General features: G+C 44.9%; 26 protein-coding genes. 24 read left to right on the forward strand and 2 right to left on the reverse strand.

The window, feature by feature from the left end; translation table 11 throughout:
- Window positions 1-33 precede the first annotated feature (33 nt).
- The 24 genes from fliL to KYS23_RS02385 all read left to right on the forward strand — a co-directional run bounded on the left by fliL (window position 34) and on the right by KYS23_RS02385 (window position 23,399).
- A complete protein-coding gene (fliL, locus tag KYS23_RS02270; protein WP_159534395.1) occupies window positions 34-570 on the forward strand; it encodes a flagellar basal body-associated protein FliL in 537 nt (178 codons plus the stop codon).
- Between the two features lie 13 nt (window positions 571-583).
- Window positions 584-1,642, forward strand: a complete 1,059-nt coding sequence (gene fliM, locus KYS23_RS02275; protein WP_159529377.1) for a flagellar motor switch protein FliM — start codon at window positions 584-586, stop codon at window positions 1,640-1,642.
- A 17-nt stretch (window positions 1,643-1,659) separates the two neighbouring features.
- Window positions 1,660-2,061, forward strand: a complete 402-nt coding sequence (fliN, locus tag KYS23_RS02280) for a flagellar motor switch protein FliN (RefSeq protein ID WP_013785098.1) — start codon at window positions 1,660-1,662, stop codon at window positions 2,059-2,061.
- 28 nt (window positions 2,062-2,089) lie between these two features.
- The gene (gene fliO / locus KYS23_RS02285; RefSeq protein WP_062087066.1) at window positions 2,090-2,509 is read left to right on the forward strand and encodes a flagellar biosynthetic protein FliO; all 420 of its coding nucleotides are present in this window, start codon (window positions 2,090-2,092) and stop codon (window positions 2,507-2,509) included.
- Window positions 2,502-3,260: a flagellar type III secretion system pore protein FliP gene (fliP, locus tag KYS23_RS02290; RefSeq protein WP_159529379.1), complete on the forward strand. Its 759-nt coding sequence runs from the start codon at window positions 2,502-2,504 to the stop codon at window positions 3,258-3,260. Before fliO ends, fliP begins: the two co-directional genes overlap by 8 nt.
- Window positions 3,261-3,268: 8 nt before the next feature.
- Window positions 3,269-3,538 carry a flagellar biosynthesis protein FliQ gene (gene fliQ, locus KYS23_RS02295; RefSeq protein ID WP_218395510.1) on the forward strand — a complete coding sequence of 90 codons (270 nt, stop codon included), beginning with the start codon at window positions 3,269-3,271 and terminating at the stop codon, window positions 3,536-3,538.
- Between the two features lies 1 nt (window position 3,539).
- A complete protein-coding gene (fliR, locus tag KYS23_RS02300) occupies window positions 3,540-4,319 on the forward strand; it encodes a flagellar biosynthetic protein FliR (RefSeq protein WP_218395508.1) in 780 nt (259 codons plus the stop codon).
- A gap of 18 nt (window positions 4,320-4,337) precedes the next feature.
- Complete coding sequence (gene flhB / locus KYS23_RS02305; protein WP_218395506.1) at window positions 4,338-5,468, forward strand: flagellar biosynthesis protein FlhB; 1,131 nt, start codon at window positions 4,338-4,340, stop codon at window positions 5,466-5,468.
- Window positions 5,469-5,653: 185 nt separating this feature from the next.
- On the forward strand, window positions 5,654-7,753 hold the full coding sequence (flhA, locus tag KYS23_RS02310) for a flagellar biosynthesis protein FlhA (protein WP_013785092.1): 2,100 nt from the start codon (window positions 5,654-5,656) through the stop codon (window positions 7,751-7,753).
- Window positions 7,754-7,782: 29 nt separating this feature from the next.
- Complete coding sequence (flhF, locus tag KYS23_RS02315) at window positions 7,783-9,174, forward strand: flagellar biosynthesis GTPase FlhF (protein WP_218395503.1); 1,392 nt, start codon at window positions 7,783-7,785, stop codon at window positions 9,172-9,174.
- Window positions 9,171-10,037: a MinD/ParA family protein gene (locus KYS23_RS02320; RefSeq protein ID WP_159529387.1), complete on the forward strand. Its 867-nt coding sequence runs from the start codon at window positions 9,171-9,173 to the stop codon at window positions 10,035-10,037. Before flhF ends, KYS23_RS02320 begins: the two co-directional genes overlap by 4 nt.
- Complete coding sequence (locus tag KYS23_RS02325; RefSeq protein WP_013785089.1) at window positions 10,034-10,765, forward strand: RNA polymerase sigma factor FliA; 732 nt, start codon at window positions 10,034-10,036, stop codon at window positions 10,763-10,765. Before KYS23_RS02320 ends, KYS23_RS02325 begins: the two co-directional genes overlap by 4 nt.
- Before the next feature lie 36 nt (window positions 10,766-10,801).
- Entirely contained in the window at window positions 10,802-11,185 is a 384-nt protein-coding gene (gene cheY / locus KYS23_RS02330; protein ID WP_013785088.1) for a chemotaxis response regulator CheY, read from the forward strand.
- Between the two features lie 34 nt (window positions 11,186-11,219).
- The gene (locus KYS23_RS02335; protein ID WP_159529389.1) at window positions 11,220-11,984 is read left to right on the forward strand and encodes a protein phosphatase CheZ; all 765 of its coding nucleotides are present in this window, start codon (window positions 11,220-11,222) and stop codon (window positions 11,982-11,984) included.
- Between the two features lie 12 nt (window positions 11,985-11,996).
- The gene (locus KYS23_RS02340) at window positions 11,997-14,216 is read left to right on the forward strand and encodes a chemotaxis protein CheA (RefSeq protein ID WP_218417988.1); all 2,220 of its coding nucleotides are present in this window, start codon (window positions 11,997-11,999) and stop codon (window positions 14,214-14,216) included.
- Window positions 14,217-14,246: 30 nt separating this feature from the next.
- Complete coding sequence (locus KYS23_RS02345) at window positions 14,247-15,377, forward strand: protein-glutamate methylesterase/protein-glutamine glutaminase (RefSeq protein ID WP_159529393.1); 1,131 nt, start codon at window positions 14,247-14,249, stop codon at window positions 15,375-15,377.
- A gap of 71 nt (window positions 15,378-15,448) precedes the next feature.
- Entirely contained in the window at window positions 15,449-16,213 is a 765-nt protein-coding gene (locus KYS23_RS02350; protein WP_057793285.1) for a ParA family protein, read from the forward strand.
- A 6-nt stretch (window positions 16,214-16,219) separates the two neighbouring features.
- Window positions 16,220-17,071, forward strand: coding sequence for a chemotaxis protein CheW (locus KYS23_RS02355; RefSeq protein ID WP_159529395.1), 852 nt, complete (start codon window positions 16,220-16,222; stop codon window positions 17,069-17,071).
- Window positions 17,046-17,537 carry a chemotaxis protein CheW gene (locus KYS23_RS02360; protein WP_013785082.1) on the forward strand — a complete coding sequence of 164 codons (492 nt, stop codon included), beginning with the start codon at window positions 17,046-17,048 and terminating at the stop codon, window positions 17,535-17,537. The genes KYS23_RS02355 and KYS23_RS02360 overlap by 26 nt, the downstream gene beginning before the upstream one ends.
- Before the next feature lie 89 nt (window positions 17,538-17,626).
- A complete protein-coding gene (locus KYS23_RS02365; protein ID WP_159529396.1) occupies window positions 17,627-18,067 on the forward strand; it encodes a DUF2802 domain-containing protein in 441 nt (146 codons plus the stop codon).
- 100 nt (window positions 18,068-18,167) lie between these two features.
- A complete protein-coding gene (metA, locus tag KYS23_RS02370) occupies window positions 18,168-19,106 on the forward strand; it encodes a homoserine O-acetyltransferase MetA (protein WP_159529398.1) in 939 nt (312 codons plus the stop codon).
- A gap of 3 nt (window positions 19,107-19,109) precedes the next feature.
- Window positions 19,110-20,177: a homocysteine S-methyltransferase family protein gene (locus KYS23_RS02375; RefSeq protein ID WP_159529400.1), complete on the forward strand. Its 1,068-nt coding sequence runs from the start codon at window positions 19,110-19,112 to the stop codon at window positions 20,175-20,177.
- Window positions 20,178-20,185: 8 nt separating this feature from the next.
- Window positions 20,186-22,810: a methionine synthase gene (gene metH / locus KYS23_RS02380; RefSeq protein WP_218417989.1), complete on the forward strand. Its 2,625-nt coding sequence runs from the start codon at window positions 20,186-20,188 to the stop codon at window positions 22,808-22,810.
- The gene (locus KYS23_RS02385; RefSeq protein WP_159529404.1) at window positions 22,803-23,399 is read left to right on the forward strand and encodes a DUF938 domain-containing protein; all 597 of its coding nucleotides are present in this window, start codon (window positions 22,803-22,805) and stop codon (window positions 23,397-23,399) included. Before metH ends, KYS23_RS02385 begins: the two co-directional genes overlap by 8 nt.
- Window positions 23,400-23,424: 25 nt before the next feature.
- Here KYS23_RS02385 and KYS23_RS02390 read toward each other — a convergent pair whose 3' ends face one another.
- Window positions 23,425-24,315 carry a LysR family transcriptional regulator gene (locus KYS23_RS02390; protein WP_159529406.1) on the reverse strand — a complete coding sequence of 297 codons (891 nt, stop codon included), beginning with the start codon at window positions 24,313-24,315 and terminating at the stop codon, window positions 23,425-23,427.
- 107 nt (window positions 24,316-24,422) lie between these two features.
- Window positions 24,423-25,367 carry a hydrogen peroxide-inducible genes activator gene (locus KYS23_RS02395; protein ID WP_159529408.1) on the reverse strand — a complete coding sequence of 315 codons (945 nt, stop codon included), beginning with the start codon at window positions 25,365-25,367 and terminating at the stop codon, window positions 24,423-24,425.
- Between the last annotated feature and the right edge of the window lie 99 nt (window positions 25,368-25,466).

The following is a 25,466-nucleotide window of genomic DNA, read 5'->3' on the forward strand; positions in this document are numbered from 1 at the left end:
ACGAGTTCCTCGTGGGATATTGACGGATTAGACATGGCTGAAGAAGAGTTACAGATTGAAGAAGGTGGTAAAAAGAAAGGCAAAATGATGCTGATTATTATTATCGCCGTAGTGTTAGTTGGCGGTGGTGCAGCAGCCTATTTTCTTTTATTTGCTGGTGGTGAAGAGCCTGTAGCTGCAGAGCAACTTGCCGAAACCGACGAGCAGGTGGCCACTGAAGCAGCGGCCCCAGGGGGAAGTGCTGAAGTAGGTACCGCCTTATATGTCGCCATGCCACGCCCTTTCGTTTTTAACGTTCCGGGCTCAGGTCGAGACCGTTTAGTGCAAATTAAAGTGCAGCTTCTAGTGCGAGGCTCAGACAATGAAGAGTTGGCTAAAACCCACATACCGTTGATTGAAGGCACTTTGCTGCAAGTCTTTAGTACATCAAATGCCGATGATTTGGTGACTGAAGCAGGAAAAATTGAACTGCGTGAACAAGCGGTGACTGAAGTACAAAAAGTGCTTAAAGACATCGCGGGAAGTGATGTAGTTGAGCGTGTGCTCTTCACTGGTTTTGTGATGCAATAACAGGTAGATAACTGTGAGTGATTTATTATCTCAAGATGAAATCGATGCCCTCCTACACGGGGTAGACGATGTAGAAGAAGACGAGGTTGGCGAAGCCGACTCCGATGCTTCTACGCTAGAGTACGACTTCTCCTCACAGGATAGGATTGTTCGTGGGCGTATGCCTACGCTTGAAATCGTTAATGAACGCTTTGCTCGTCACATGCGAGTGAGTTTGTTCAATATGATGCGCCGTTCTGCGGAAGTGTCAATTAACGGTATTCAAATGATTAAATTTGGTGAATACATTCATACGTTGTTTGTACCCACCAGCTTGAATATGGTGCGATTTCGCCCGCTTAAAGGTACCGGTCTTATTACCATGGAAGCCCGCTTGGTTTTCATTCTGGTAGATAACTTCTTTGGTGGTGATGGCCGCTATCATGCAAAAATTGAAGGGCGCGAATTTACGCCAACTGAGCGGCGTATTATTCAAATGCTGCTTAAGATTATTTTTGAAGATTACAAAGAAGCGTGGGCGCCAGTAATGGATGTGTCTTTTGAGTATTTAGACTCAGAAGTAAACCCGGCGATGGCGAACATTGTGAGCCCCACTGAAGTGGTCGTGATCAGCTCATTTCACATAGAGCTTGACGGTGGTGGTGGCGATTTCCACGTGTCACTTCCATACTCAATGCTAGAGCCTATCCGCGAATTGCTAGATGCGGGTGTGCAAAGCGATAAAGAAGATACCGATTTGCGCTGGAGTAAAGCACTTCGCGATGAAATCATGGACGTAAAAGTGGCACTGACAACCCACATGCTTGATGTGGATGTGTCATTACGCCAAGTAATGGAATTTAAACCAGGTGAAATTATTCCTGTGGAAATGCCAGAAACCATTACGGTGCTAATTGAAGATTTACCTACGTTCAGAGCTAAGCTAGGTCGTTCACGAGATAACTTAGCCCTGAAGATAGTAGAAAAGATTGCAAGACCGACTTCTGTGAAGTCTGAGTTACAATTATTAACCCGCGGCGGGCGCATTATAGATAATGATGCCGAGCTGCAAGTACTCGAAGAAGACCTGTAAGGTGAGGGGAATATCCCATGAGTGAAGACGGTATGGACGATTGGGCTGCCGCCATGGCGGAGCAAGCCGATTCTGAAGCTGACGATCAGGAAAATGATGATGTTCAGGTTGCAGAACTCGACGAATTAACCGACGACACACCCATAACCCAAGAAGAGAAAAAGAAGCTGGATACCATTTTGGATATTCCAGTCACTATCTCGATGGAAGTAGGGCGTAGTCAAATAAGTATCCGAAATCTGCTACAGTTGAACCAGGGATCTGTGGTGGAGCTGGACCGAGTTGCTGGTGAGCCATTAGATGTATTGGTAAATGGCACGTTGATTGCTCATGGTGAAGTAGTAGTGGTCAACGATAAATTCGGTATTCGGTTAACGGATGTTATTAGTCAAATCGAGAGAATCAAGAAGCTTCGATAAATCTTCTTACATAGCAAGGGGTTGCGCAATGCTGCCCCTTATATTTACGCAAGTAGTGAATGCGCAATCTACCCAATCAATCACTAATCCCACCTCTGTAGTGTCAATTTTTCTATCACTTCTTTTAGTGGTTGGAATTATTTTTGCGCTCGCTTACCTTATGCGTCGATTTAATGTCGGTACCATGGGTGGTGGGCAAATGAAGGTGGTCGCCAGTATGGTGGCAGGCACGAAAGAAAAAATAATGGTTATTCAGGTGGGCGACGAACAACACCTAGTGGGCGTGACCAGTCATAATATTTCCCATTTAAGTAAACTTGAAAAGCACTTAGAAACGCCAGTGGCAAATGGGCAGCAGGGCAGCGGTGACGCATTTAAACAAAAGCTGGTTGCCGCCATGGCAGGTAAGCTGAACCCTTCAATAAAGGAAGATAAAAACGATGCGTAAGTTTTGGACCGCATTTTTTGTAGTGTTAGCTTCTTTGGCGATTGCTGAGCCTGCACTGGCACAGCAAGGCATTTCAGCTGTTACCGTCGTGACTAACGATGACGGTTCGCAAGATTACACCATGACGTTACAAGCGCTGTTTATCATGACAGCGCTCAGTCTTATTCCCGCGTTTATTATGATGATGACGTCTTTTACCCGTATCATAGTGGTGTTATCAATTCTGCGACAAGCCATTGGTTTGCAGCAATCTCCTTCAAACCAAATTTTGGTAGGAGTGAGTTTGTTTCTTTCTATGTTTATTATGGCGCCGGTGTTTGAAGAAATTAATGAGCGGGCATTACAGCCGTATTTGTCTGAGCAAATGACAAGCATGGATGCTATAGAGCAAGCTAAAGGGCCCATGCGTGCGTTTATGTTGTCGCAAACCCGAGTGAAAGATTTAGAAACCTTTGTGCGTATTGCTGGTGATGAGGGGAAATATGCAGATACAGACGAAGTACCGCTAACTATCCTTATTCCTGCCTTTGTGACCAGCGAGCTAAAAACCGCGTTCCAAATCGGATTTATGCTGTTTATCCCGTTTCTTATTATCGACCTTGTTGTGGCCTCAATATTGATGGCAATGGGTATGATGATGCTTTCACCCATGATTGTTTCTTTGCCATTTAAACTCATGTTGTTTGTGTTAGTCGATGGCTGGAATCTCATATTTGGCACACTAGCTACCAGTTTCGGTATGGGTGTGTAGGAGGGCTTATGTCACCAGAAGTCTTTGTTGAAATACTCCGTGAAGCCATGTTTATGGTCATCGTTCTGGTGTCTGCGGTAATTGTTCCAAGCCTCATTGTAGGGTTAGTGGTTGCCGTGTTTCAGGCGGCAACCTCAATTAACGAACAGACCATGAGTTTCTTGCCGCGCTTACTTGTTACCCTACTAGCGCTTAGCTGGGGTGGTAACTGGTTAGTACAAAAGTTAATGGACTTCACTTTCCACATGGTAGAAATGATACCTCAGGTTATTGGTTAATATGGTCGTTGAACTGGCTACCATCAATCAGTTTCTTGCTGATTTAATGCTGCCTTTTATGCGTATTAGTGGCTTATTTGTGGCAATGATTGGCCTAAGCGCACAATCTATTCCCCCACAAGTTCGTGCTCTGCTAGGCATTCTGCTTACGCTGATTATTATGCCGGTAGTGCCACCAGCCCCCGTTGATGATTTAGTCAATTTAGGCACCTTTATTCTAGGTATTCAACAGCTATTAATTGGCGTAGCTATCGGGTTTATTTCCATGATGGTGTTAAATACTTTTGTACTGGCTGGGCAAATTATTGCTATGCAAACGGGCTTAGGTTTCGCCTCAATTGTAGACCCAGTCAATGGTATTAACGTCCCGGCCGTAGGGCAGTTTTACTTAATTCTAGCTACCTTGCTTTTTTGGACGTTAGACGGGCATCTATCTATGATCCACATGATTGTGTTGAGCTTTCATGCGTTCCCGATAGGAGAAGCATGGTGGACAGGGGAGCAGTTTAGGGAAATTGCCCACTGGGGCGGGTGGATGTTTATCTCCGCGATTACGCTATCATTGGCGCCCATTGTTTCACTCCTTATTGTGAATTTAGCGTTTGGTGTAATGACCAAAGCGGCACCTCAACTTAATATTTTTAGTATTGGTTTTTCTATTGCACAGGTGATGGGCTTGCTCATCATCTGGATAACCCTAGATAACTTTACCGCGCATTTTGAAACGCAGTGGCTGCGGGCAGAGCAGTTTATGTGTCAACTTCTTAGGATTTGCCCATGAAAATAAGTCAGGTGATACATGGCTGATTCCGATTCTAGCGAAAAAACAGAAGACCCCACGGGGAAAAAACTCGAAGACACTCGAAAAAAAGGGCAGATAGCCCGATCCCGAGAACTATCGACAACTTTAGTGCTGGTGGTCAGTGCCTTTATGTTTTTGTTCGTTGGGGGCTGGATTGCAGAGTCGGTATTCAAGCTGACGCAACGTATGTTCGTTTTGTCGCGAGATGAAACCTACGATACCACCCATATGTTTGGCGCATGGGGCGAAGCCATTTCTACGGTCAGCGTACCTGTATTGGTTTATATGACGGTGGCCATGCTAGCCGGAATATACGGTTCTATCGCATTAGGCGGCTACAACTTTACGTGGGAAGGTGCCAAGTTCAAAGGGTCTAAAATGAGCCCGCTTAGTGGGTTTAAGCGTATGTTTGGCATGAATGGTTTGGTTGAGTTAATTAAATCCATCGCCAAAGTGGTTGTTATCGTTGGGATGGCGTTAGGCGCACTGCTGTTTTTTGAAGATGAAGCGCTACACCTTGATTTAGAGCTGTACCCAGGCAATATTTTTCACGCGTTAGATATGCTGAAGTGGGCCTTTATTATGTTGGTTTGCGGCATGATACCTATTGCACTTATTGATGTGCCTTATCAAATGTATAAGCACAACAAAGAAATAAAGATGACTAAACAAGAGGTGAAAGACGAGCGTAAAAACTCTGAAGGTGATCCTTTGGTAAAAGGGCGAATTCGTCGCTTACAGTATCAAGCTGCCACCAAGCGCATGATGCAAGAAGTTCCTCAGGCCGATGTAGTTGTGACCAACCCTACCCATTATTCTGTCGCAATAAAGTATGATGACAGCGGCAATCGCGCCCCAGTGGTTGTGGCAAAAGGTACCGATGAATTGGCGATGCATATTCGTAAAATAGCCACCGCCAACGATGTGCCACTTATTCCATCACCAATGCTAGCCCGCGCAGTGTACTACTCTACTGAAATTGATGGTGAAGTACCTAACGCCTTGTTTATGGCGGTAGCGCAAGTGTTAGCGCACGTTTATCAGTTAAAAGCACACAGAGCGGGTAAAGGAAAACGACCCAAGCCGCTTAAACGTGATTTACCCATACCACCAGAACTGCGCCGCTAAGGCGCTGCTATCAGCTTAAATTAACGCTTAAATCGAAGCTTATAGCGAGCCACTCTTAACTGTAGTTCTGCGAATTGCGGCCCCACTTACGTTTAATCGGTTTTGTATAAATCTGGCACGGTAGTTGTAATAGTCATTGAAAGATAGCGTTTAGCGTCAATTTTCCGATAGAGAGACTCCCTGCAATGCAGTTATCCGGTTACCTACAGCGATTCGATAAAAGTCAGCTGCAGAACATTACCAGTGGCTTAGGCGCTCCCATTGTTCTTCTTGCCATTATGGGCATGGTTATTCTTCCCATGCCGCCATTTTTACTCGACGTATTGTTCAGCTTCAATATTGCGCTGTCTTTAGTCATTATTTTGGTGGCGGTATTAACCCAAAAACCGGTTGATTTCGGTATTTTTCCCCTTGTGTTGTTGATTGCTACCGTACTGCGGTTGGCGTTAAACGTTGCCTCCACGCGTGTCGTCCTGCTATATGGACATGAAGGCGGGGATGCTGCAGGTAAGGTTATCGAAGCATTTGGTGCTGTGGTAATTGGAGGCAACTATGCGGTGGGGGTGGTGGTCTTTGCTATCTTGCTCATTATCAACTTTAAAGTAGTGACCGCGGGTGCAGGTCGAATTTCAGAAGTAAGTGCTCGCTTTACTCTTGACGCTATGCCAGGTAAGCAAATGGCTATTGATGCCGATTTGAATGCGGGTTATATCGACCAAGATCAGGCGCGTGCTCGCCGAGAAGAAATAACCGCCGAAGCAGATTTCTATGGCTCGATGGACGGTGCGTCAAAATTTGTGAAAGGTGACGCTGTTGCCGGCCTCTTTATCATGCTTATCAATATTGTGGGTGGCCTTTTTATTGGCATGATTCAACACGGGTTAAGTTTTGGAAATGCCATCGAGGTTTACACCATTTTAACCATTGGTGACGGTTTGGTGGCGCAAATACCCTCACTGTTACTGTCTGTGGCTACCGCTATTATTGTTACCCGAGAAAACGAAACCCAAGAAATGGGCAAAGAAATTCGTAGTCAATTGGGTAATAGCCAAGCCCTTTATATTGCCTCTGGTGTGTTATTCGTTATGGGTATTATTCCCGGCATGCCTCATTTAGCCTTTATTGGTTTTTCAGTGCTTATAGCCGGTTACGCCTACTGGCAGGGGGTTGCGGCTAAACGCGAGGCAGAAAAGCCTAAAACCCCAGCAAACATAGTGAAAGATGACACTGTTGCGCCTGAAATAAAAGAGCTTGGGTGGGATGATGTGCAGCATGTCGACACCATCGGCTTAGAAGTCGGGTACCGACTAATCCCCTTAGTAGATAAGTCTCAGGGCGGAGAACTGCTCACTCGTATTAAAGGGGTTCGTAAGAAGTTATCTCAAGAGCTAGGCTTTCTTATTCCACCGGTACACATTCGTGACAATCTAGATTTAGAGCCTAACCTGTACACCATTGCGATGTTGGGTGTAACCATTGGCGATGCGCAAATAAGCCACGATGAAGAGCTTGCGATTAATCCGGGTCAAGTATTTGGCAAACTGGAAGGTCGTGCTACCAAAGACCCTGCCTTTGGCTTAGATGCGGTATGGATCAAACCGAATAAGCGTGAGCATGCGCAAACACTGGGTTATACCGTGGTTGATGCTGCTACTGTGGTTGCTACTCACTTAAGTCAATTGCTGACAAACAACGCCTACCAACTACTTGGACATGAAGAAGCTCAACAGCTACTAGATATGCTAGCCAAGCAGCATCCTAAATTAGTTGAAGGGTTAGTCCCTGATATTCTGCCGTTGAGCACTATCGTTAAAGTGCTGCAAACCTTGCTATTTGAAGGGGTGCCTATTCGTGACATGCGTACCATTGTACAAACCCTGAGCGAATACGGCCCACGTAGCCAAGACCCAGATGTACTGGTGTCTGCGGTACGAATTGCGCTTAAACGTCTAATCACCCAAGAAATTACCCAAGGGGCGAAAGAGATACCCGTCATAACCTTGGCGCCAGAGTTGGAACAGATGTTGCACCAGTCATTACAAGCAGGTGGCGAAGATGGCGCTGGTATAGAACCAGGACTGGCCGATAAGCTGCAAAAATCATTGCAGCAAGCTAGTCAGCAACAAGAATTAGAAGGTGAGCCTGCGGTACTTCTCACTTCCGGTATGTTGCGCCCCGTACTATCTCGCTTCTTAAAGTATTCGGTCGCGGGTTTACATGTACTTTCCTATCAGGAAGTACCCGACGATAAGCAGATAAAAATAGTCAGTTCGGTCGGTCAATAATCTGACACTGGGTGATTGGAGAGTTTTCAATGAAAATCAGACGTTTCTTTGGCAAAGATATGCGAGAAGCTTTAAGCCAAGTTAAAGCGGAATTGGGTAGCGATGCCGTTATCATGTCGAACCGAAAGCTTGCTGACGGTATCGAGCTGGTAGCCGCTTACGATAAAGAGCCAGAAGCCAAACTGTCGATTAAAAAGCCTGCACCTAGAGCACCAGGTCAAGCGAAAGCGGCTGTACCTAGTCTTAGTGAAATCATCGGTGATGATGGTCCAGATAGCTTAAAAGCACTGTTGGAAAAACAACATGGTGGCAGCATTCAAAGCTCATCTTCAGCACCTAGTGCCAACGCTCAGCATGCCAATCAAATTGCCTCGCACTTAGACTTTTCAGAAGCCTTTATCGACGATGTAGAAGCAAATCAAAACACCTCTGAATTCCCTAGCCATCAGGCATCTAGCCTGAATGAAAGTATTGATAAAAGCAGAGCTCCTCAGTCTGACGAATTGTCTCAGATTAAAGAAGAGTTGGCGTCACTACGAAATGTACTTCAATACCAAGTGGCCGATTTGATGGAAGCAAAAAGTCGTCGTCAGCAACCTGTACATCACTATTTGATTCAGCGTCTAACCGATATGGGACTGAGTCAATCACTGGCAGAGCAACTAATTAGTTACACGCCGTCGCATTACAACGAGCGTGACGCTTGGGTTTATCTTTTAAACCTATTGGCTAATCGCATTAATGTGACAGGTAACGATATACTTACGCAAAAGGGCGCAGTTGCGTTAGTGGGTCCTACCGGAACAGGTAAAACCACCACAGTCGCTAAATTAGCTGCTCGCTATGCACAGAAATATGGTGCTGACTCCGTTGCCATGATTACGATAGATACCTATCGTATTGCAGCGTTTGAGCAATTAGCCACATATGGAAAAATTATTGGCTGCACAGTGCGTAAAGCACAAAGTAGTGAAGAATTATCAGATTTATTGTTTCAATTACGCCATAAGAGACTAGTGTTAATTGATACGGCAGGCTTTAGTCAGCGAGATAGTCGATTAATTAAACAGATAAATCAATTTGATAACGGTCAAATGCAGCCAGTGAAAAAATACCTAGTAGCGCAAGCGAATACCCAATATGCTGCGTTACAACGTATTATAGATGCGTACGAAGGGGTGGAACTTAGCGGTTGTATCTTTACAAAGCTTGATGAGTGCTACTCTCTAGGCGAAGTGCTTAGCGCAGCGGTGGAGTACCAGTTACCTGTCAGTTATGTAACAGATGGACAGAAAGTTCCTGAAGACATTAAGATTGCAGAAGCAAAATCTTTAGTATCTGCTGCTGCAAAGCTTTATAAAAAGTACGGTTTGAATCATACTACTAGTAACAATGTGGTTAAAACAGCACGAGCAGTATGATTGATGATCAAGCGAGTAGCTTACGAAAAATGAAGCAATCACGATTAATCAAAGTTATCGCCGTCACCGGAGGTAAAGGTGGCGTTGGTAAAACAAATATTACGCTAAACACGGCTATTGCTATGGCAAAGCAGGGAAAGCGGGTAATGGTATTGGATGCAGACTTAGGTCTGGCCAATGTGGATGTAATGCTAGGATTGCGAGTAGAGAAAAACCTCTCCCACGTATTATCTGGTGAGTGTACCTTGGACGATGTTCTCGTTACGGGCCCTCACGGTATAAAAATAGCACCAGCCACATCAGGTTCTCAATCAATGGCAGAGCTATCACCAACGCAGCATGCAGGGCTTATTAGAGCTTTCAGCGAATTGCGTTCGCCCATTGATGTGCTTATCGTCGATACCGCAGCAGGTATCTCCGATATGGTGCTAAGTTTCTCCAAAGCCTCTCAAGATATTATGGTGGTAGTGTGCGATGAGCCTACTTCACTCACCGATGCCTATGCGTTAATTAAAATTCTTAACAGAGAGCACGGTGTCTTTCGCTTCAAAGTGGTCGCCAATATGGTCCGCGATGTTAGAGAAGGGCAGGAACTCTTCAGCAAACTATCGAAAGTAACAGGGCGATTTTTGGATGTTGCGCTAGAATTGGTGGCAACGGTTCCTTTTGACGAGAACATACGACGAGCGGTACGTAAGCAAACGTCAATTGTAGATGCTTATCCAAGTTCTCCTGCGGCAGTGGCGATTAGCCAGCTAGCAGCCAAAGCAGCATCTTGGCCTATTCCTGCGCAACCAGGAGGTCACTTAGAGTTTTTTATTGAACAACTAATAGCAGATAAAGCAGTAGGAAGTCAGCGTTGAATAGCAAAGCAGCCGCTTATCAACAGCAAACGGACAAGTCACAGTTAGTTGAGCGTCACGCTTCGCTGGTGAAGCGAATAGCACACCACTTAATGGCGAGACTGCCAGCCAGTGTACTTGTCGACGATTTAATCCAATCCGGTATGATTGGACTGCTAGAAGCTGCACGAAATTTTGACGGTTCCAAAGGCGCAAGCTTCGAAACCTTTGCGGGTATACGTATTCGTGGCGCGATGCTTGATGAAATCAGAAAAGGTGATTGGACACCTCGTTCCGTGCACAAAAACGGACGAGCCATTACCGAAGCAATCTCTCAAGTTGAAGGTGAAACTGGTCGTGACGCGCGAGATGTTGATATTGCAGCTAAAATGAATGTAAGCATGCAAGATTATCATCAAATGCTTAACGAAGTGAATGCCGGTAAATTGGTGGGGATCGAAGATTTAGGGGTTTCTGAAGATGTTATTTCTACAGAAAAAAACCGAGGTAGCGACGCGCCGTTAGAAGATTTGATGCAAGGGGCTTTCCAAAAAGCGCTAGCACATGCTATTACTACATTACCCGAACGGGAAGCGATTGTACTTTCTTTATACTATGATGAAGAACTGAACCTTAGAGAAATTGGCGAAGTTCTTGATGTTAGTGAATCGCGAGTGAGCCAAATTCATAGTCAGGCCATGTTAAAACTCAAATCACGAATGAAATCGTGGCAAGTTGACGAAGAATAGAAATTAATAACAATTAACCCCTCATTGGAGGCTATTTTGGATAAAAGTATGAAAATTCTCGTGGTTGACGATTTTTCTACCATGAGACGTATCATAAAGAACCTGCTAAAAGATTTGGGTTTTGCCAATATCCAGGAAGCGGACGACGGTAACACCGCGCTACCTATGCTACAACAAGGTGATTTTGACTTTGTTGTAACAGATTGGAATATGCCAGGTATGCAAGGTATCGATTTATTACGCGCTATACGTGCAGATGATAAGTTGAAACACCTACCGGTTCTTATGGTGACAGCAGAAGCGAAGAAAGAACAAATCGTTGCCGCAGCGCAAGCTGGTGTGAATGGTTATGTTGTTAAACCTTTCACTGCCGCTACGTTGAAAGAAAAATTAGATAAAATCTTCGAACGTTTAGGTTGATCCAGACGCTCACCAGAGAAATGAGGTTTACTGGATGTCGACAAATGAAAGTGTCTCTATAACGCTCGAAGAAGCCAAAAAATTGGTAGCGTATCTTGAAGAGGGCGATAACGCATCAGCGAACGCTGTCTTAGAAGCTGTTTCGATGAAAGAGTCCATTGAGCTCTTTGCTGAAGTTGGTAAATTAACGCGTCAACTTCATGACTCGTTAAATAACTTCCAAATCGATGAACGTATTAAAAATTTAACCGTTGATGACATTCCTGATGCGCAAACGCGACTCATGTACGTTATCGAAGAAACGGAAAAAGCTGCCAATACCACCATGGATGCAGTTGAAGAGAGTATGCCAATTGCTGAAGTGCTCTCTACCCGCATCGAGAAAATCATGCCGGAGTGGAAAAAACTGATGAATCGTCAACTTGAGTTGGGTGAATTCAAAGTTTTATGTGCAGATTTAGACGAATTGCTAGAAGACGGATCGAAACAATCGGCTAAGCTTACATCATTGCTTACCGAAGTGTTAATGGCACAAGGTTACCAAGATCTTACCGGTCAAGTTATTCGCAGAGTGATTGAACTCGTAAAAGAAGTGGAAGATAGCTTAGTTAATATGCTTACGATGTTCGGTGAACCCGAACAGGCGGAACTAGGCAAGCCATCTGAAGCGAAAGTCGAAAAAGTTAACAAGATCGATAGTGTCGAAGCCGAAGGTCCAATTATTGATGCAGACCAACGCGATGATGTTGTATCTGGCCAAGATGACGTAGATGATCTTTTGTCTAGCTTAGGTTTTTAGGGGAGCGGGCGCATGGCGTTTGATGTTGACGAGGATATATTACAGGACTTTCTAGTTGAAGCTGGGGAGATCCTTGAACAATTACAAGAACAGCTCGTTGATCTGGAAAATAATCCTGAAGATGCAGATTTACTTAATGCTATCTTTCGTGGTTACCATACCGTAAAAGGTGGCGCCGGCTTTTTGTCGCTTACCGAATTAGTTGAAATTTGCCACGGTGCAGAAAACGTTTTCGATGTAATGCGAAACGGACAACGTACTCTTACGCCTGAATTAATGGACACCATTCTTCAGGCCACCGATGTAGTCGTAGAGATGTTTGAGCGTGTTAAAGCGCAAGAACCCCTAGTGCCTGCAGACGCAAAACTTGTTGATTTGCTACATAAGTTAAGCACCCCAGAAACCCCAGACGAAAATATCTTTGGTGACAGCAGTGACGCGGTTGAAACTCCTGTTGCCGAGGAAGAGTTCGCGTTGGAAGAAGCGCCCGTATCTGAAGGGCCTGCTGATAGTGGCGATGGCGGCATTGACGAAATTTCTGAAGATGAATTTGAAGCCTTGCTTGATGAACTTCATGGTTCGAGTGCGCCGGGCAAACCTGCGCCTAAGGCAGAACCAAAAGCGGCTGCACCGGCAGCCGGTGGTTCAGGTGATGATATTACCGACGATGAATTTGAAGCACTGTTAGACGAACTCCACGGCAAAGGTAAATTCAAAGAAGAAGAACCAGCGCCTGCGGCTGCACCGAAAGCGGCAGCACCTAGTGGTGAAGAAATTACCGATGATGAGTTTGAAGCACTACTTGACCAATTACATGGCTCAGGGCAAGGGCCTACGGCTCAAGGGACTGAGCCTGAAGCAAATACACCGCCTGTAGATAAAAAAGCGACGGAAGCGATTCAGAAGGCTAAAGCAGAACAATCTGCCGCTAGTACGCCTGCTAAATCAACGCCTGCCGGGAAAGCACCCGCACCTAGTCCAGCAGCTAAGAAGACGGCAGAGCCGGCTAAACCCGCTACTAAAAAAGACGATAAAAAAGCAACGCCTGCTCCTCCTCAAGCAGAAACCACAGTACGTGTTGATACCAAACGCCTAGACCAAATTATGAATATGGTTGGCGAGTTAGTATTAGTACGAAATCGTTTGCTGAGTTTAGGAATAACCAATGCCGACGAAAGTATGTCGAAGGCAATTGCTAACCTAGATGTGGTAACGGGCGATTTGCAGGGTGCGGTTATGAAAACCCGTATGCAGCCAATTAAGAAAGTGTTTGGCCGCTTCCCTCGCGTTGTTCGAGACTTAGCACGTACTTTGAAAAAAGAAATCACCTTAGAATTAGAAGGTGAAGAGACAGATTTAGATAAAAATCTGGTAGAAGCACTTGCCGACCCACTGGTTCACTTAGTGAGAAATTCGGTAGATCACGGTATTGAAATGCCAGATGATCGTGTGGCTACAGGTAAAACTCGAATGGGAACCGTGAGACTATCGGCTTCTCAAGAGGGTGACCATATCCTACTTACCATCGAAGATGACGGTAAGGGAATGGATGCAGAAAAACTAAAAGAGATTGCTATAAGCCGAGGTGTTTTAGACGCCGATGCGGCTGCGCGTATGTCTGATGTTGAAGCGTTCAACCTTATTTTTGCACCAGGGTTCTCAACCAAAACTGAGATAAGTGATATCTCGGGTCGTGGTGTAGGCATGGATGTGGTTAAAACAAAAATTAACCAGCTTAACGGTACTATTAATATTGATTCCCAGCTTGGAAAAGGTACTCGACTCGATATTAAAGTTCCACTAACGCTTGCGATATTACCTACCCTAATGATTGTGGTTGGCAAACAAACATTTGCGTTACCGTTAGGAGCGGTCAACGAAATTATCAATATGGACATCAAGAAAACCAATACGGTTGATGGCCAATTAACCATGATAGTTCGTTCTAAAGCGATACCACTGTTCTTCCTCGGAGAATGGTTGATCCGCGGACCTAAAAATATAAGCAAAGAAAAAGGTCACGTCGTCGTGGTTCAAATAGGCACCCAGCAAGTTGGATTTGTTGTTGATGCGCTAATAGGCCAAGAAGAAGTGGTTATAAAACCATTAGATGCCTTATTACAGGGAACGCCTGGTATGGCGGGAGCAACTATTACATCTGACGGTGGAATTGCACTCATCTTAGATGTCCCTAGCTTACTGAAGCGTTATGCTCGAAAGCCTTTAAAGTAATACGGCGTAACAGATAGGAAATTAACATCCATGGTCTTTAAAGTCCTGGTCGTGGACGATTCTACTTTTTATCGTCGTCGAGTTCGTGAAATTCTCGACGATGATAGAGAACTTGAAGTTATTGGTGAAGCTCGTAACGGGCAAGATGCTCTAGACAAAATAGATACACTGCTACCTGATGTAGTTACAATGGATGTGGAAATGCCGATAATGGATGGTATTTCGGCGGTAAAAGCCATTATGGAAAAACGGCCGGTGCCTATTTTGATGTTTTCGTCTCTTACGCACCATGGTGCGCAAGCAACGCTAGATGCGTTAGAAGCCGGTGCATTAGATTTTCTGCCAAAGAAATTCGAAGATATCGCCCAAGACCGTAAAGATGCAGCACGACTGCTCTGTACAAAAGTGAGATTGATTGCACGGCGTGGTGTCGGCATAAAACGCCCTGTATTAAAGCGTATTGAAAGTAGAAAGTTCCCTGATAACGCGCCAAAACAAGCGTTTTTCAAAAGTTCTAGTCTACTTAGCGGAAGGAAAGATGCCACGAGGCAGCCCACAGTTTCCTCGATTAAGGCTTCTGGTAAAAGGTATAAGTGTTTAGCAATTGGTGCATCTACGGGTGGTCCAGTGGCATTGCAGAAGATATTGGTATCACTGCCATCAGACTTTCCTTATCCAATTGTACTGGTACAACATATGCCCGGTACCTTTACTAACGCATTTGCACAGCGGCTTAATTCTCATTGCGACATTAGGGTTAAAGAAGCTGAACATGGCGACATATTAAAACCAGGGTGTGCTTATTTAGCCCCCGGTGGCAAACAAATGTTGATAGAGGGTTCCGGCTCTCATAAGAAAGTAGTAATTACCGACGCTAACCCGTCTGATAAAATCAATTATAAGCCGAGTGTTGATTTAACCTTCGGTTCGCTAGCCAAAGCTTATGGTGGCGATTTATTGGGTATTATTTTAACTGGCATGGGCGCTGATGGACGAGAAGGCTGCCGTTCGATGAAAGATAACGGCGCTACCATTTGGGCTCAAGATCAGGATTCATGTGTTGTTTATGGCATGCCTCAAGCGGTAGCTGCTGCAAACATATCGGTTAATAGTATAGATATAGATGACATGAGCAGCTGTATTCTAACCGAAATGAGATAGCTCAAATGCAGCGTTAGTGCTGTCTTTGAATGAACAACAACCCAAGTAAATATAAGCTGGGAATTAAAACGATGAAGGTGTGGACAGTTGCAAACCAGAAAGGCGGAGTTGGTAAAACAACAACGACAGTAACCTTAGGTGGTTTGTTAGCTCAGCGCGGGAAGCGAGTATTGATGGTTGATACCGATCCCCACGCCTCATTGAGTTATTATTTCGGCATAGATGCAGAGTTGCTGAGTCAATCTGTCTACGACATTTTTATTAAGTCTTCTGACATCACTGCCGATATGGTCATGGACTGTTTGTGTCCAACTAAGCTAGATAATTTGTACGTTTTGCCCGCTACCATGGCATTAGCCACATTAGACAGAACAATGGGAAGCGAGCAAGGAATGGGCTTAGTGCTGAAAAAAGCGCTGGCCAAAGTAGAGAATGAATTTGATGTCGTCATTATTGATTGCCCGCCAGTACTTGGTGTACTTATGGTCAACGCATTGGCAGCATGTAACAAAGTGATAGTGCCGACACAAACAGAGTATTTGGCGCTGAAAGGCTTAGATAGAATGATACGCACCATGGAAATAATGGGGCGCTCTCTGCAAAAGTCTTTTGACACTGTAATTATTCCTACTATGTTCGACAAACGCACTAACGCAGCACTTGAATCAAGAAAGCGTTTAATGAGCGATTATGGAGAGCGGGTTTGGCAAGGTGTAATTCCCGTAGATACGCATTTTAGAGATGCGAGTTTAGTACAGTTGCCAATTTCCGCAGCATACCCGAAAACCCGAGGGGTAACGGCTTACAGCAAGTTACTTGAGGTTTTGGAGAAGTAAAGTTAGATGAGCAATCAAGGACCTTTTGCACGGGAAGACGTTGTAGAGGCTTATCTCGATAGCCTATTAAAAGAGCCAGATGATCCGGCAGACGTTACTGCGCGAACGGCAAAATTGCTTGAGCAGGCAGTGCAAACGTTAGCCGAAGAGGCAACGATTGATGAAGCACCTACCACTGAACAAATAGTGGTTGAAGAAGCCATCATAGAAGCAGTGTCATCTAGCACAGGCAAAGATGTCGAAGAAACTACGCAATACGAAAAAAGCGACTACAATGAAATAGATAATGAGACTGCAGAGTCAGTCAATGCCTCCTCAGAAGAGGGGCAATCAGAAGAAAAAGAATTGTTGGTCGACAGCCTTGAAAATAATTTTCAGGCATTATTTTTTGAAGTGGCAGGGCTAACGTTAGCGGTGCCATTAACCACCCTAGGTGGTATACATCAAATTGAAAAGATAGGCCCTTTATTTGGGAAACCAGATTGGTTTATGGGGGTGATGATACATCGCGAAGAAAAGCTTAGCGTTGTAGATTCTGCAAGGTGGGTCATGCCAGAAAAGTATGATGAGCGTCTCGCAGAGTCATTGAACTACCGATATCTTATTATGTTAGGGGATAGTTCGTGGGGATTGGCCAGCGAGAAACTGGTCAACACGGTCACCTTGGCAAAAGCTGACGTCAAATGGCGTGAGTCTACCGGTAAGCGTCCCTGGTTAGCAGGGATGGTTAAAGAGAAAATGTGCGCGTTAATTGACGTTAACGAATTAATATCTATGCTTAACAAAGGCTTAGGCAGTAACGACCAGACGCCGAGTATTGGGAGCCAGGTTCATGAGCGACGAAAGAACGAACAGTAATACCACCGATAGTAATGATGAAGTCCTTCAATGGGTGACATACCGCTTAGGTGAAGAAACATACGGTATTAACGTAATGCAAGTGCAAGAAGTATTACGTTACACTGAAATTGCACCTGTACCCGGCGCACCTGACTACGTACTAGGTATTATTAACCTACGTGGTAATGTTGTTACGGTCATTGATACACGTGCACGTTTTGGGTTACCACCAACAGAAATAACAGATAATACCCGTATTGTTATCATCGAATCTGATGAACAAGTCGTGGGTATACTTGTTGATAGCGTGGCTGAAGTGGTTTACCTTCGCTCGTCTGAAATTGATAGTGCGCCAAACGTGGGTACTGAAGAAAGTGCTAAGTTTATCCAAGGGGTAAGCAACCGAGACGGTGAGCTTCTCATCCTAGTTGATTTAAACAAACTCTTAAGTGACGAAGAGTGGGATGAACTAAGTTCAATTTAGTCAGCCTACACGTCTAAAGGGCAGGTAACTGGGTTATCTGCCTTTTTTATTTCCGGTTTATATAGGTACGAATTAAGGCATCTTCGCATATGGATCTGCAGTTTATTGCTCCAACAGTCAACGAACTACTATTGCTTGCACTTGTAATAGTGCTTGGTATTTTTGCGATATGGTTGACGTTAAAAGAGCGAAAAAACCATGCGGCGATAGTTGAACTTCAAGACCTTGTAACTCGTCGTACCGACGATATGGATACCCAGATTCGAAATTTTGGTCATCAACAAAACGAAGCGCAAACCAGAAGCTTAGTGGTTACTCGCCATCTGCAAGCCCTTCAAGCTAAGCAAGATGATTTCGAAAATCAGATCCGCGAACTAAAACTCCAAGACCCCTCTTTGAGGCTCTATCAGCGAGCGGCCGAGTTAGTAAAGCAAGGCGCAAGTATCGAAGAAGTGATGGAAGCCTGTGATATTCCCCGTGCCGAAGCAGAAATGTTGTTTATGGTACACAAACAATCCCCTTCCCAATAATACACTCAAACGCACGTTTAGACGTCTAGACGTAAAGATGTTGACATCTGTGTGGTAATTGCCACAATACAGTCATAGTAATTTATGACTGGAGCCTTCTATGCCAATTCGTATACCAGAACAACTGCCTGCGCAGAATGTGTTATTGGGCGAAAATATATTCACCATGGAGAGCAATAGGGCGGCGAATCAGGATATACGTCCTCTTAAAGTGGGTATCTTAAATTTGATGCCTAATAAAATTGAGACTGAAGTACAGCTGTTGAGATTACTTTCTAACACGCCACTTCAAATTGATGTGGACTTTATTCGTATCGATAATCAGGCGCCCAAAAATACACCTCAGTCTCACATGGATGCTTTCTACCACGACTTTTCGCAAGTGGCAGACAAAAAATACGATGGACTTATCGTGACTGGCGCACCTCTAGCTTTGCTAAAATACGAAGACGTAAAGTACTGGGATACCATGACCACCATTTTAGAATGGGCACAGCGTCACGTTAACTCAACGCTATATTTATGTTGGGCTGCACATGCTGCCATGTACCACTTCTATAACTTTACCCGCACGCTGCGCAAAGAAAAGTTTTCTGGCGTGTTTGAGCATAAAGTAAATGACCCTCATAATGAATTATTGCGTGGCTTCGACCCGGTATTCTATGCGCCTCATTCCCGGTATGGTCATATTGATACCACGAATTATAATAGTGTAGATGGGTTACATGTGGTGGCAGAGTCTGAAGAAGTAGGCGCTTATATTGTTGCTTCAGAAGATAAGCGCATGGTGTTTGTTACGGGCCATCCAGAATATGATGCTGATACCCTTGGAGATGAATATTTCAGGGATGTTAAAGCTGGGCAGTCACCCGCCATACCAAAAAATTATTTTTCGGATAACGATCCGACCAAGCCACCCATCGTCAGGTGGCGCTCCCACGGGAGTCTGTTCTTCACAAACTGGTTAAACTACTATGTTTACCAAACAACGCCGTATGACTTAAATCAGTTAGCTGAAAAATCACAGCCAAAGAGGTAACGCGTGAGTCAACATCCAGATTCTAGCGCGCAAGCAACACTGCTAAGCGCTGCTCAACAACGTATTCTTGTATTAGATGGTGCGATGGGTACCATGATCCAGCAGCATAAGCTGGAAGAGGAAGATTATCGCGGCACCCAGTTTGCCGATTGGCATTGTGATGTAAAAGGCAATAACGACCTTTTGGCCATCACACAGCCAGATATTATCTACCAAATTCATTGCGATTACTTTGAAGCTGGCGCTGATATCGTTGAGACCAACACTTTTAACGCCACCACAATAGCCATGGCGGATTACGACATGGAAGCGCAGTCCCGAGATATCAACATTGCTGCCGCCAAATTAGCCAGAAAAGCGGCTGATGAGTTCACAGCGAAAACCCCTGATAAACCAAGATTTGTTGCCGGTGTATTAGGTCCAACGAATCGTACTGCGTCTATCTCTCCTGATGTTAACGACCCAGGTAAGCGCAACGTGACGTTCGACGCCTTAGTAGAAGCTTACACAGAGTCTACCGAAGCGCTAATCGAAGGCGGCGTAGATTTGATTATGCTTGAAACCATTTTCGATACGCTAAATGCTAAAGCGGCAGCTTTCGCCGTGGAAACCGTGTTCGAAAAACTAGGTAAGTATTTGCCAGTGATGATTTCAGGCACCATTACCGATGCCTCAGGCAGAACGCTTTCGGGGCAAACCTCTGAAGCCTTTTATTATTCAATGCGCCACATTAGCCCGTTTTCGTTTGGCTTGAATTGCGCTTTGGGGCCTGACTTGTTACGCCAGTATGTCGAAGAAGTCTCAACTATTAGCGAGTGCCTTGTCTCTGCTCACCCCAATGCGGGTTTACCCAACGAGTTTGGCGAATATGACTTAGAAGCGCCTGAAATGGCCGAGCATATCAAAGAGTGGGCAGCGTCAGGTTTAGTGAATATTGTGGGCGGCTGCTGTGGCAGTACGCCAGAACATATTCGTGCTATTGCCGAGGCGGTAAGCAGCATAGCACCAAGAAAGGTCCCTAAGTTCGAACCCAAAATGCGTTTGTCTGGCCTTGAGCCGTTTGTACATTAGGAGGCAGCGTGAGCGCACAATTTTCTACATTTATTAATATTGGTGAACGTACTAACGTTACCGGTTCAGCACGTTTCAAACGCCTTATTCTAGAGGGTGATTATGAAACGGCTCTTGATGTTGCCCGCCAGCAAGTGGAAAGCGGCGCGCAAATTATCGATATCAATATGGACGAGGCCATGCTTGATTCCAAGCAGGCCATGGTCACCTTTTTAAACCTGATTGCTTCAGAGCCTGATATCAGTCGGGTTCCTATTATGATTGACTCATCAAAATGGGAAGTGATTGAAGCGGGGCTAAAATGCGTGCAAGGCAAGGCGATTGTAAACTCAATCAGCCTTAAAGAAGGCGAAGAAAGCTTTCTTGCCCAAGCACAAAAAATCAAACGTTATGGTGCTGCCACGGTAGTCATGGCATTTGATGAAACTGGGCAGGCCGATACGCAAGCTCGAAAAGTTGAGATTTGTCAGCGCAGTTATAAATTACTGACAGAATCTATCGGCTTTCCGCCAGAAGACATTATCTTTGACCCGAATATCTTTGCGGTAGCAACGGGTATAGAAGAGCACGATAACTACGCCGTAGACTTTATAGAAGCAACTCGAAAAATTCGCGAGCTTTGCCCTTATGCGCATATCTCGGGGGGGCTTTCTAATATATCGTTCTCGTTTAGAGGTAACAACCCTGTACGCGAAGCGATGCACTCGGTGTTTTTGTATCACGCCATTCGTGCTGGTATGGATATGGCTATTGTGAATGCGGGGCAGCTTGAAGTTTATGATGAAATACCAAAGGAGCTTCGCGAAGCGGTAGAAGATGTCATTCTTAACCGCCGTAGTGACTCTACTGAACGCTTGCTCGATATCGCCCCTAACTATCAAGGCGACGGCAAAGCAGCGGCAAAAGAAGATTTAAGCTGGCGAGAGCAAGACGTCAATAAGCGTTTGGCCCATGCGCTTGTTAAAGGCATTACCGATTACATCATCGATGATACTGAAGAAGCCCGGTTACAAGCTGAGCGCCCGCTGCATGTAATTGAAGGGCCGTTGATGGACGGCATGAACATTGTTGGCGACTTGTTTGGTGAAGGCAAAATGTTCTTGCCTCAAGTTGTGAAATCGGCGCGGGTAATGAAAAAAGCCGTGGCTCATTTACAGCCTTACATTGAAGCCGAAAAATCCGATGGTACTAAGAGCAATGGCAAAATATTGCTTGCCACCGTGAAAGGTGACGTACACGACATTGGTAAAAACATTGTAGGCGTTGTGCTGCAATGTAATAACTTTGAAGTGATTGATCTTGGGGTGATGGTTCCCGCCGCCACTATCTTGCAAGTGGCAAAAGATGAAAACGTAGACATGATAGGCCTTTCTGGTCTTATTACGCCTTCACTTGATGAAATGGTGCATGTGGCAAAAGAGATGGAGCGCCAAGGCTTCGACTTACCGCTACTAATCGGCGGTGCAACCACATCTAAAGCACATACCGCGGTGAAAATTGAGCAAAATTACCATGCACCTGTAGTGTATGTTCCCAATGCGAGTCGCGCCGTTGGCGTATGCCAAAAGCTGCTCAACCGAGGTTCTCGGGATATTTACGCCGAAGAACTGGCAAAAGAATACGACAAAGTACGCGACCAGCATGCTCGTAAGAAGCCTCGAAGTAAGCCTGTGACCTTAGCGCAAGCGCGAGCTAATGCCTTCGCGCCAGATTTTACAGAAGCACCGGTAACCCCTAAAAAATTAGGCGTAACGCCAGTGGATGTAGATATCGCTACGCTGCGTCCGTATATCGACTGGACACCCTTCTTCCTAACTTGGTCTTTGGCTGGTAAATACCCACGAATTTTAGAAGATGAAGTGGTCGGGGAAGAAGCAAGATCTTTATTCGCCGATGCAAACGAGATGCTAGATAACATTATAGCTAACAATTCTTTAGCCGCTAAAGGGGTTATCGGCCTGTTTCATGCCAACCGCGTAGATGATGATATTGAAGTGTATACCGATGAGTCGCGCTCAGAAGTGCAAGGTGTAGCGCATCATCTTCGTCAACAAACGTTGAAAGATAAATTTGCTAACTATTGTTTGGCTGATTACGTTGCCGAGAAATCATCAGGCATCAACGACTATATTGGTGCCTTTGCCGTGACTGGCGGAATAGGCGAAGATGAACTTGCCGATAGTTTTATTAAGGCAGGTGATGACTACAACGGTATTATGGTGAAAGCCGTGGCTGATAGGTTAGCCGAAGCATTTGCCGAATACCTACACGAACAAGTGCGTAAAGTGTATTGGGGCTATGCCGAGAGTGAAAACTTAACCAATGACGATCTTATTCGTGAAAAGTACCAAGGTATTCGCCCTGCGCCAGGTTATGCCGCGTGCCCAGAGCATACCGAGAAGCAGCTTATCTGGGATTTATTATCGGCGGAACAACACACCGGCATGAAACTAACCGAAAGCTACGCCATGTGGCCAGGTGCGGCGGTGTCGGGTTGGTATTTCTCCCACCCTCAAAGTAAATACTTTGCCGTGGCTAAAATACAAAAAGACCAAGTGGAAGACTATGCCACGCGCAAAGGTTGGACACTGGAAGAAGCTGAGAAATGGTTGGGGCCTAATTTACATGACTGAGTCGTTCTCAAAGCCGTTTAGCCAAGCGTGCGAAAACAATAAAGCGCCAATTTTAGCTGTGCTTAATCGCACGTTTGCTAATTGTAAAGGCGTATTAGAAGTTGGCAGTGGGACAGGTCAGCACGCGGTATATTTCGCTGAAAACTTGCCGCATTTGCAATGGTACTGTAGCGACCAACCTGACTATCATGAAGGTATTATAGCCTGGTTAGAAGAAGCTTCGTTACTCAATGTCACAAAGCCCGTGGCGTTAACTATAGGTAAAGACAGCTTTCCATCGCTACCCATTCAAGGTATCTACAGTGCTAATACCGCCCACATTATGCAGCGTCATGAAGCTGAACTGTTGATGAAATCAGTAAGTGAATACTTACCTTCGGGTGGTGTTTTTTGTCAATATGGCCCCTTTACTATTGGCGGCGAATTCTCTTCTGAAAGTAACAGAGTATTTCATGAATCACTTATCGAACGTGGATATGGTGGCTATCGTGATATCAGCGAGCTGACAGCATGGAGTAATGATTTGGTGCTGCGTGAAATACATAAGATGCCTGCCAATAATTTATTGCTGGAATGGCATAAGCGGTAGTAACAAAATCGACGTAATGAATGTGTTATTTCAGACTGCTAGCTTTGGCTAAGGTTATAAATTCGTCAACAAACCCTATCGGGTCTACCTCTTTTCGGTGTCCTAAATACAAGGTTTTTTGTAAGCCCTTTTCACCTAAGGGCTTATACGTTAACACCGCACTTTCTTTCGCTTCATCAACCAACCATTTAGGTAGTGCGGTAACACCGCGCCCTGCGGCCACCATTTGCAAAATAATTTCAGTGGTTTCAATGGTTCTGTGTTGTTTTACGCTTGCGCCAGCTGGGGTAAGAAACCCAGCAAAAATATCTAAGCGATTGGTTTCCACCGGGTAGGTAATCAGCACTTCATTGGTCAATTGCTCTGGTTTAATGTAGGCGTATTCAGTCAAAGGGTGTTCATTGTGCATCACCAATACCTGCTCGTAATCTAATACGCCAGTGTAGCTTATTGCATCTAAATATAATGGGTCGGGCGTTAGCAATAAATCGATGTCGTAACCATGCAAGGCTTGTAAGCCTCCGAATGAAAAAGCACGTCTTACATCAACGTCTACATCAGGGAAGGCCTTTAAAAAAGGCGCAACGACTTTTAGCAACCATTCAAAGCAAGGGTGACATTCCATACCAATACGCAATATGCCTTGCTTGCCTTCCGCCATGCGACGAAGCTGTGCTTCGATATGCTCGAATTGAGGAAGCACTCGCTGAGAAAGCCCAACTAGGCTTTTGCCAGCTTGGGTTAACACTAACGTTCGCCCTTCCTTTTGCCACAGTGGCAACGAAAAGCTTGCTTCAAGCTTTTTCATCGAATGACTAAGCGCTGACTGGGTAACGAACAACGACTTGGCGGCTTCTGTCATTGTGCCGTGTTTATGAATAGCGCTAATTATTTTAAGGTGCTGACGTTCAATCATAATTTATGAATTTTTCTCATGCATTACCGTAAATATACCATTATTTTTAATCAATTTTGTCATGCTCGTGAGGTAGCTCGCGATAACATATAGGCATAGACAAGTGATTAATCGTTAATGACATCCACCGCAGTGGAAAGTCGGTTACCTATAATATCCCTTATCACAGAGGTAATTTCCCTAAAGGTTTTGCGACCGGGAGCGGTATTTCTCCATGCCAAGGAGTGCTGCCTTTCAATAGGCATGCCCTCTATTTCACAAACATGAAGTGCTTCAGGGTGATGCAACTCTGAATGAATATATAGCCCAGGCAAAAATGCTACGCCCATTCCCATTACTACCATTTGGCGCAGTGTATCTAGGCTTGTTCCTTCATAATCTCGTTGCAGGTTTGCGCCAATTTCATCGCAAATATGTTGCACTTGATGATGAAAGTGGTGTCTATCTTCTAGTGTGAGTACTTTTTCTCCAGCAATTTGCTCAGGGCGAACAAAGGCATTTCCGGCAAGCTTATGATCAGAAGGCACAACGAATTTAAGCGGTTCGTTAAACAGTGGCTCAGTTATAAGCTGCGAATATTCACTGGAAAGTGGTGAGATAATTAAGTCGTATTCACCGTGCAGCAATCCATGTTGTAGTGCCTGTGGTGCCGCTTCTCTTACGTAGAAACGAAGCCCTGGCTTGCGCTGATGCAATTCGGGTAAAATATGGGGCAACAAGTAAGGACCAAGCGTAGGGGGGATACCAAGGCGGAAGGTAACCACTTCACCTTCAGCCAGATCCCGTGCTATTTCATTGAAACGGTGATTCGCTTGAAGTACTTCTTCCGCCGCTTCGAGTAGCGCTTTGCCTTGAGGCGATAATAAGGTGCCAGTTCTTGAACGTTCAAATAAGACTAAATCCAAACTGCTTTCAAGGGCATTAATTTGACTCGTTAAAGTAGGCTGACTAATTCCTAGGCTTGTGGCAGCTTGACGAAAGCTTAAGTATTTAGCTACAGCAACAAAATAACGAATTTGGTTAATCGATGGAGTTTTACCGTTTAGTAACATGGTTATTACGTCGCCTAATTTTTATAATTCTTACGCTTGATAGGTGTAGGCTATCACGAGCTGGTATATTAAACTATTAATCTATCAGGCGACACTGGC

Origin of the sequence: Alteromonas lipotrueae (assembly GCF_019249255.1) — a bacterium.
In the GTDB taxonomy this organism is placed as follows: domain Bacteria; phylum Pseudomonadota; class Gammaproteobacteria; order Enterobacterales; family Alteromonadaceae; genus Alteromonas; species Alteromonas lipotrueae.

Coding starts and splice junctions, on each gene's coding strand:
- fliL (WP_159534395.1), top strand. CDS start 34: ATGGCTGAAGAAGAGTTACAGATTGAAGAAGGTGGTAAAAAGAAAGGC.
- fliN (WP_013785098.1), top strand. CDS start 1,660: ATGAGTGAAGACGGTATGGACGATTGGGCTGCCGCCATGGCGGAGCAA.
- fliO (WP_062087066.1), top strand. CDS start 2,090: ATGCTGCCCCTTATATTTACGCAAGTAGTGAATGCGCAATCTACCCAA.
- fliP (WP_159529379.1), top strand. CDS start 2,502: ATGCGTAAGTTTTGGACCGCATTTTTTGTAGTGTTAGCTTCTTTGGCG.
- fliQ (WP_218395510.1), top strand. CDS start 3,269: ATGTCACCAGAAGTCTTTGTTGAAATACTCCGTGAAGCCATGTTTATG.
- fliR (WP_218395508.1), top strand. CDS start 3,540: ATGGTCGTTGAACTGGCTACCATCAATCAGTTTCTTGCTGATTTAATG.
- flhB (WP_218395506.1), top strand. CDS start 4,338: ATGGCTGATTCCGATTCTAGCGAAAAAACAGAAGACCCCACGGGGAAA.
- flhA (WP_013785092.1), top strand. CDS start 5,654: ATGCAGTTATCCGGTTACCTACAGCGATTCGATAAAAGTCAGCTGCAG.
- flhF (WP_218395503.1), top strand. CDS start 7,783: ATGAAAATCAGACGTTTCTTTGGCAAAGATATGCGAGAAGCTTTAAGC.
- KYS23_RS02320 (WP_159529387.1), top strand. CDS start 9,171: ATGATTGATGATCAAGCGAGTAGCTTACGAAAAATGAAGCAATCACGA.
- KYS23_RS02335 (WP_159529389.1), top strand. CDS start 11,220: ATGTCGACAAATGAAAGTGTCTCTATAACGCTCGAAGAAGCCAAAAAA.
- KYS23_RS02340 (WP_218417988.1), top strand. CDS start 11,997: ATGGCGTTTGATGTTGACGAGGATATATTACAGGACTTTCTAGTTGAA.
- KYS23_RS02345 (WP_159529393.1), top strand. CDS start 14,247: ATGGTCTTTAAAGTCCTGGTCGTGGACGATTCTACTTTTTATCGTCGT.
- KYS23_RS02350 (WP_057793285.1), top strand. CDS start 15,449: ATGAAGGTGTGGACAGTTGCAAACCAGAAAGGCGGAGTTGGTAAAACA.
- KYS23_RS02355 (WP_159529395.1), top strand. CDS start 16,220: ATGAGCAATCAAGGACCTTTTGCACGGGAAGACGTTGTAGAGGCTTAT.
- KYS23_RS02360 (WP_013785082.1), top strand. CDS start 17,046: ATGAGCGACGAAAGAACGAACAGTAATACCACCGATAGTAATGATGAA.
- KYS23_RS02365 (WP_159529396.1), top strand. CDS start 17,627: ATGGATCTGCAGTTTATTGCTCCAACAGTCAACGAACTACTATTGCTT.
- metA (WP_159529398.1), top strand. CDS start 18,168: ATGCCAATTCGTATACCAGAACAACTGCCTGCGCAGAATGTGTTATTG.
- KYS23_RS02385 (WP_159529404.1), top strand. CDS start 22,803: ATGACTGAGTCGTTCTCAAAGCCGTTTAGCCAAGCGTGCGAAAACAAT.
- KYS23_RS02390 (WP_159529406.1), bottom strand. CDS start 24,315: ATGATTGAACGTCAGCACCTTAAAATAATTAGCGCTATTCATAAACAC.
- KYS23_RS02395 (WP_159529408.1), bottom strand. CDS start 25,367: ATGTTACTAAACGGTAAAACTCCATCGATTAACCAAATTCGTTATTTT.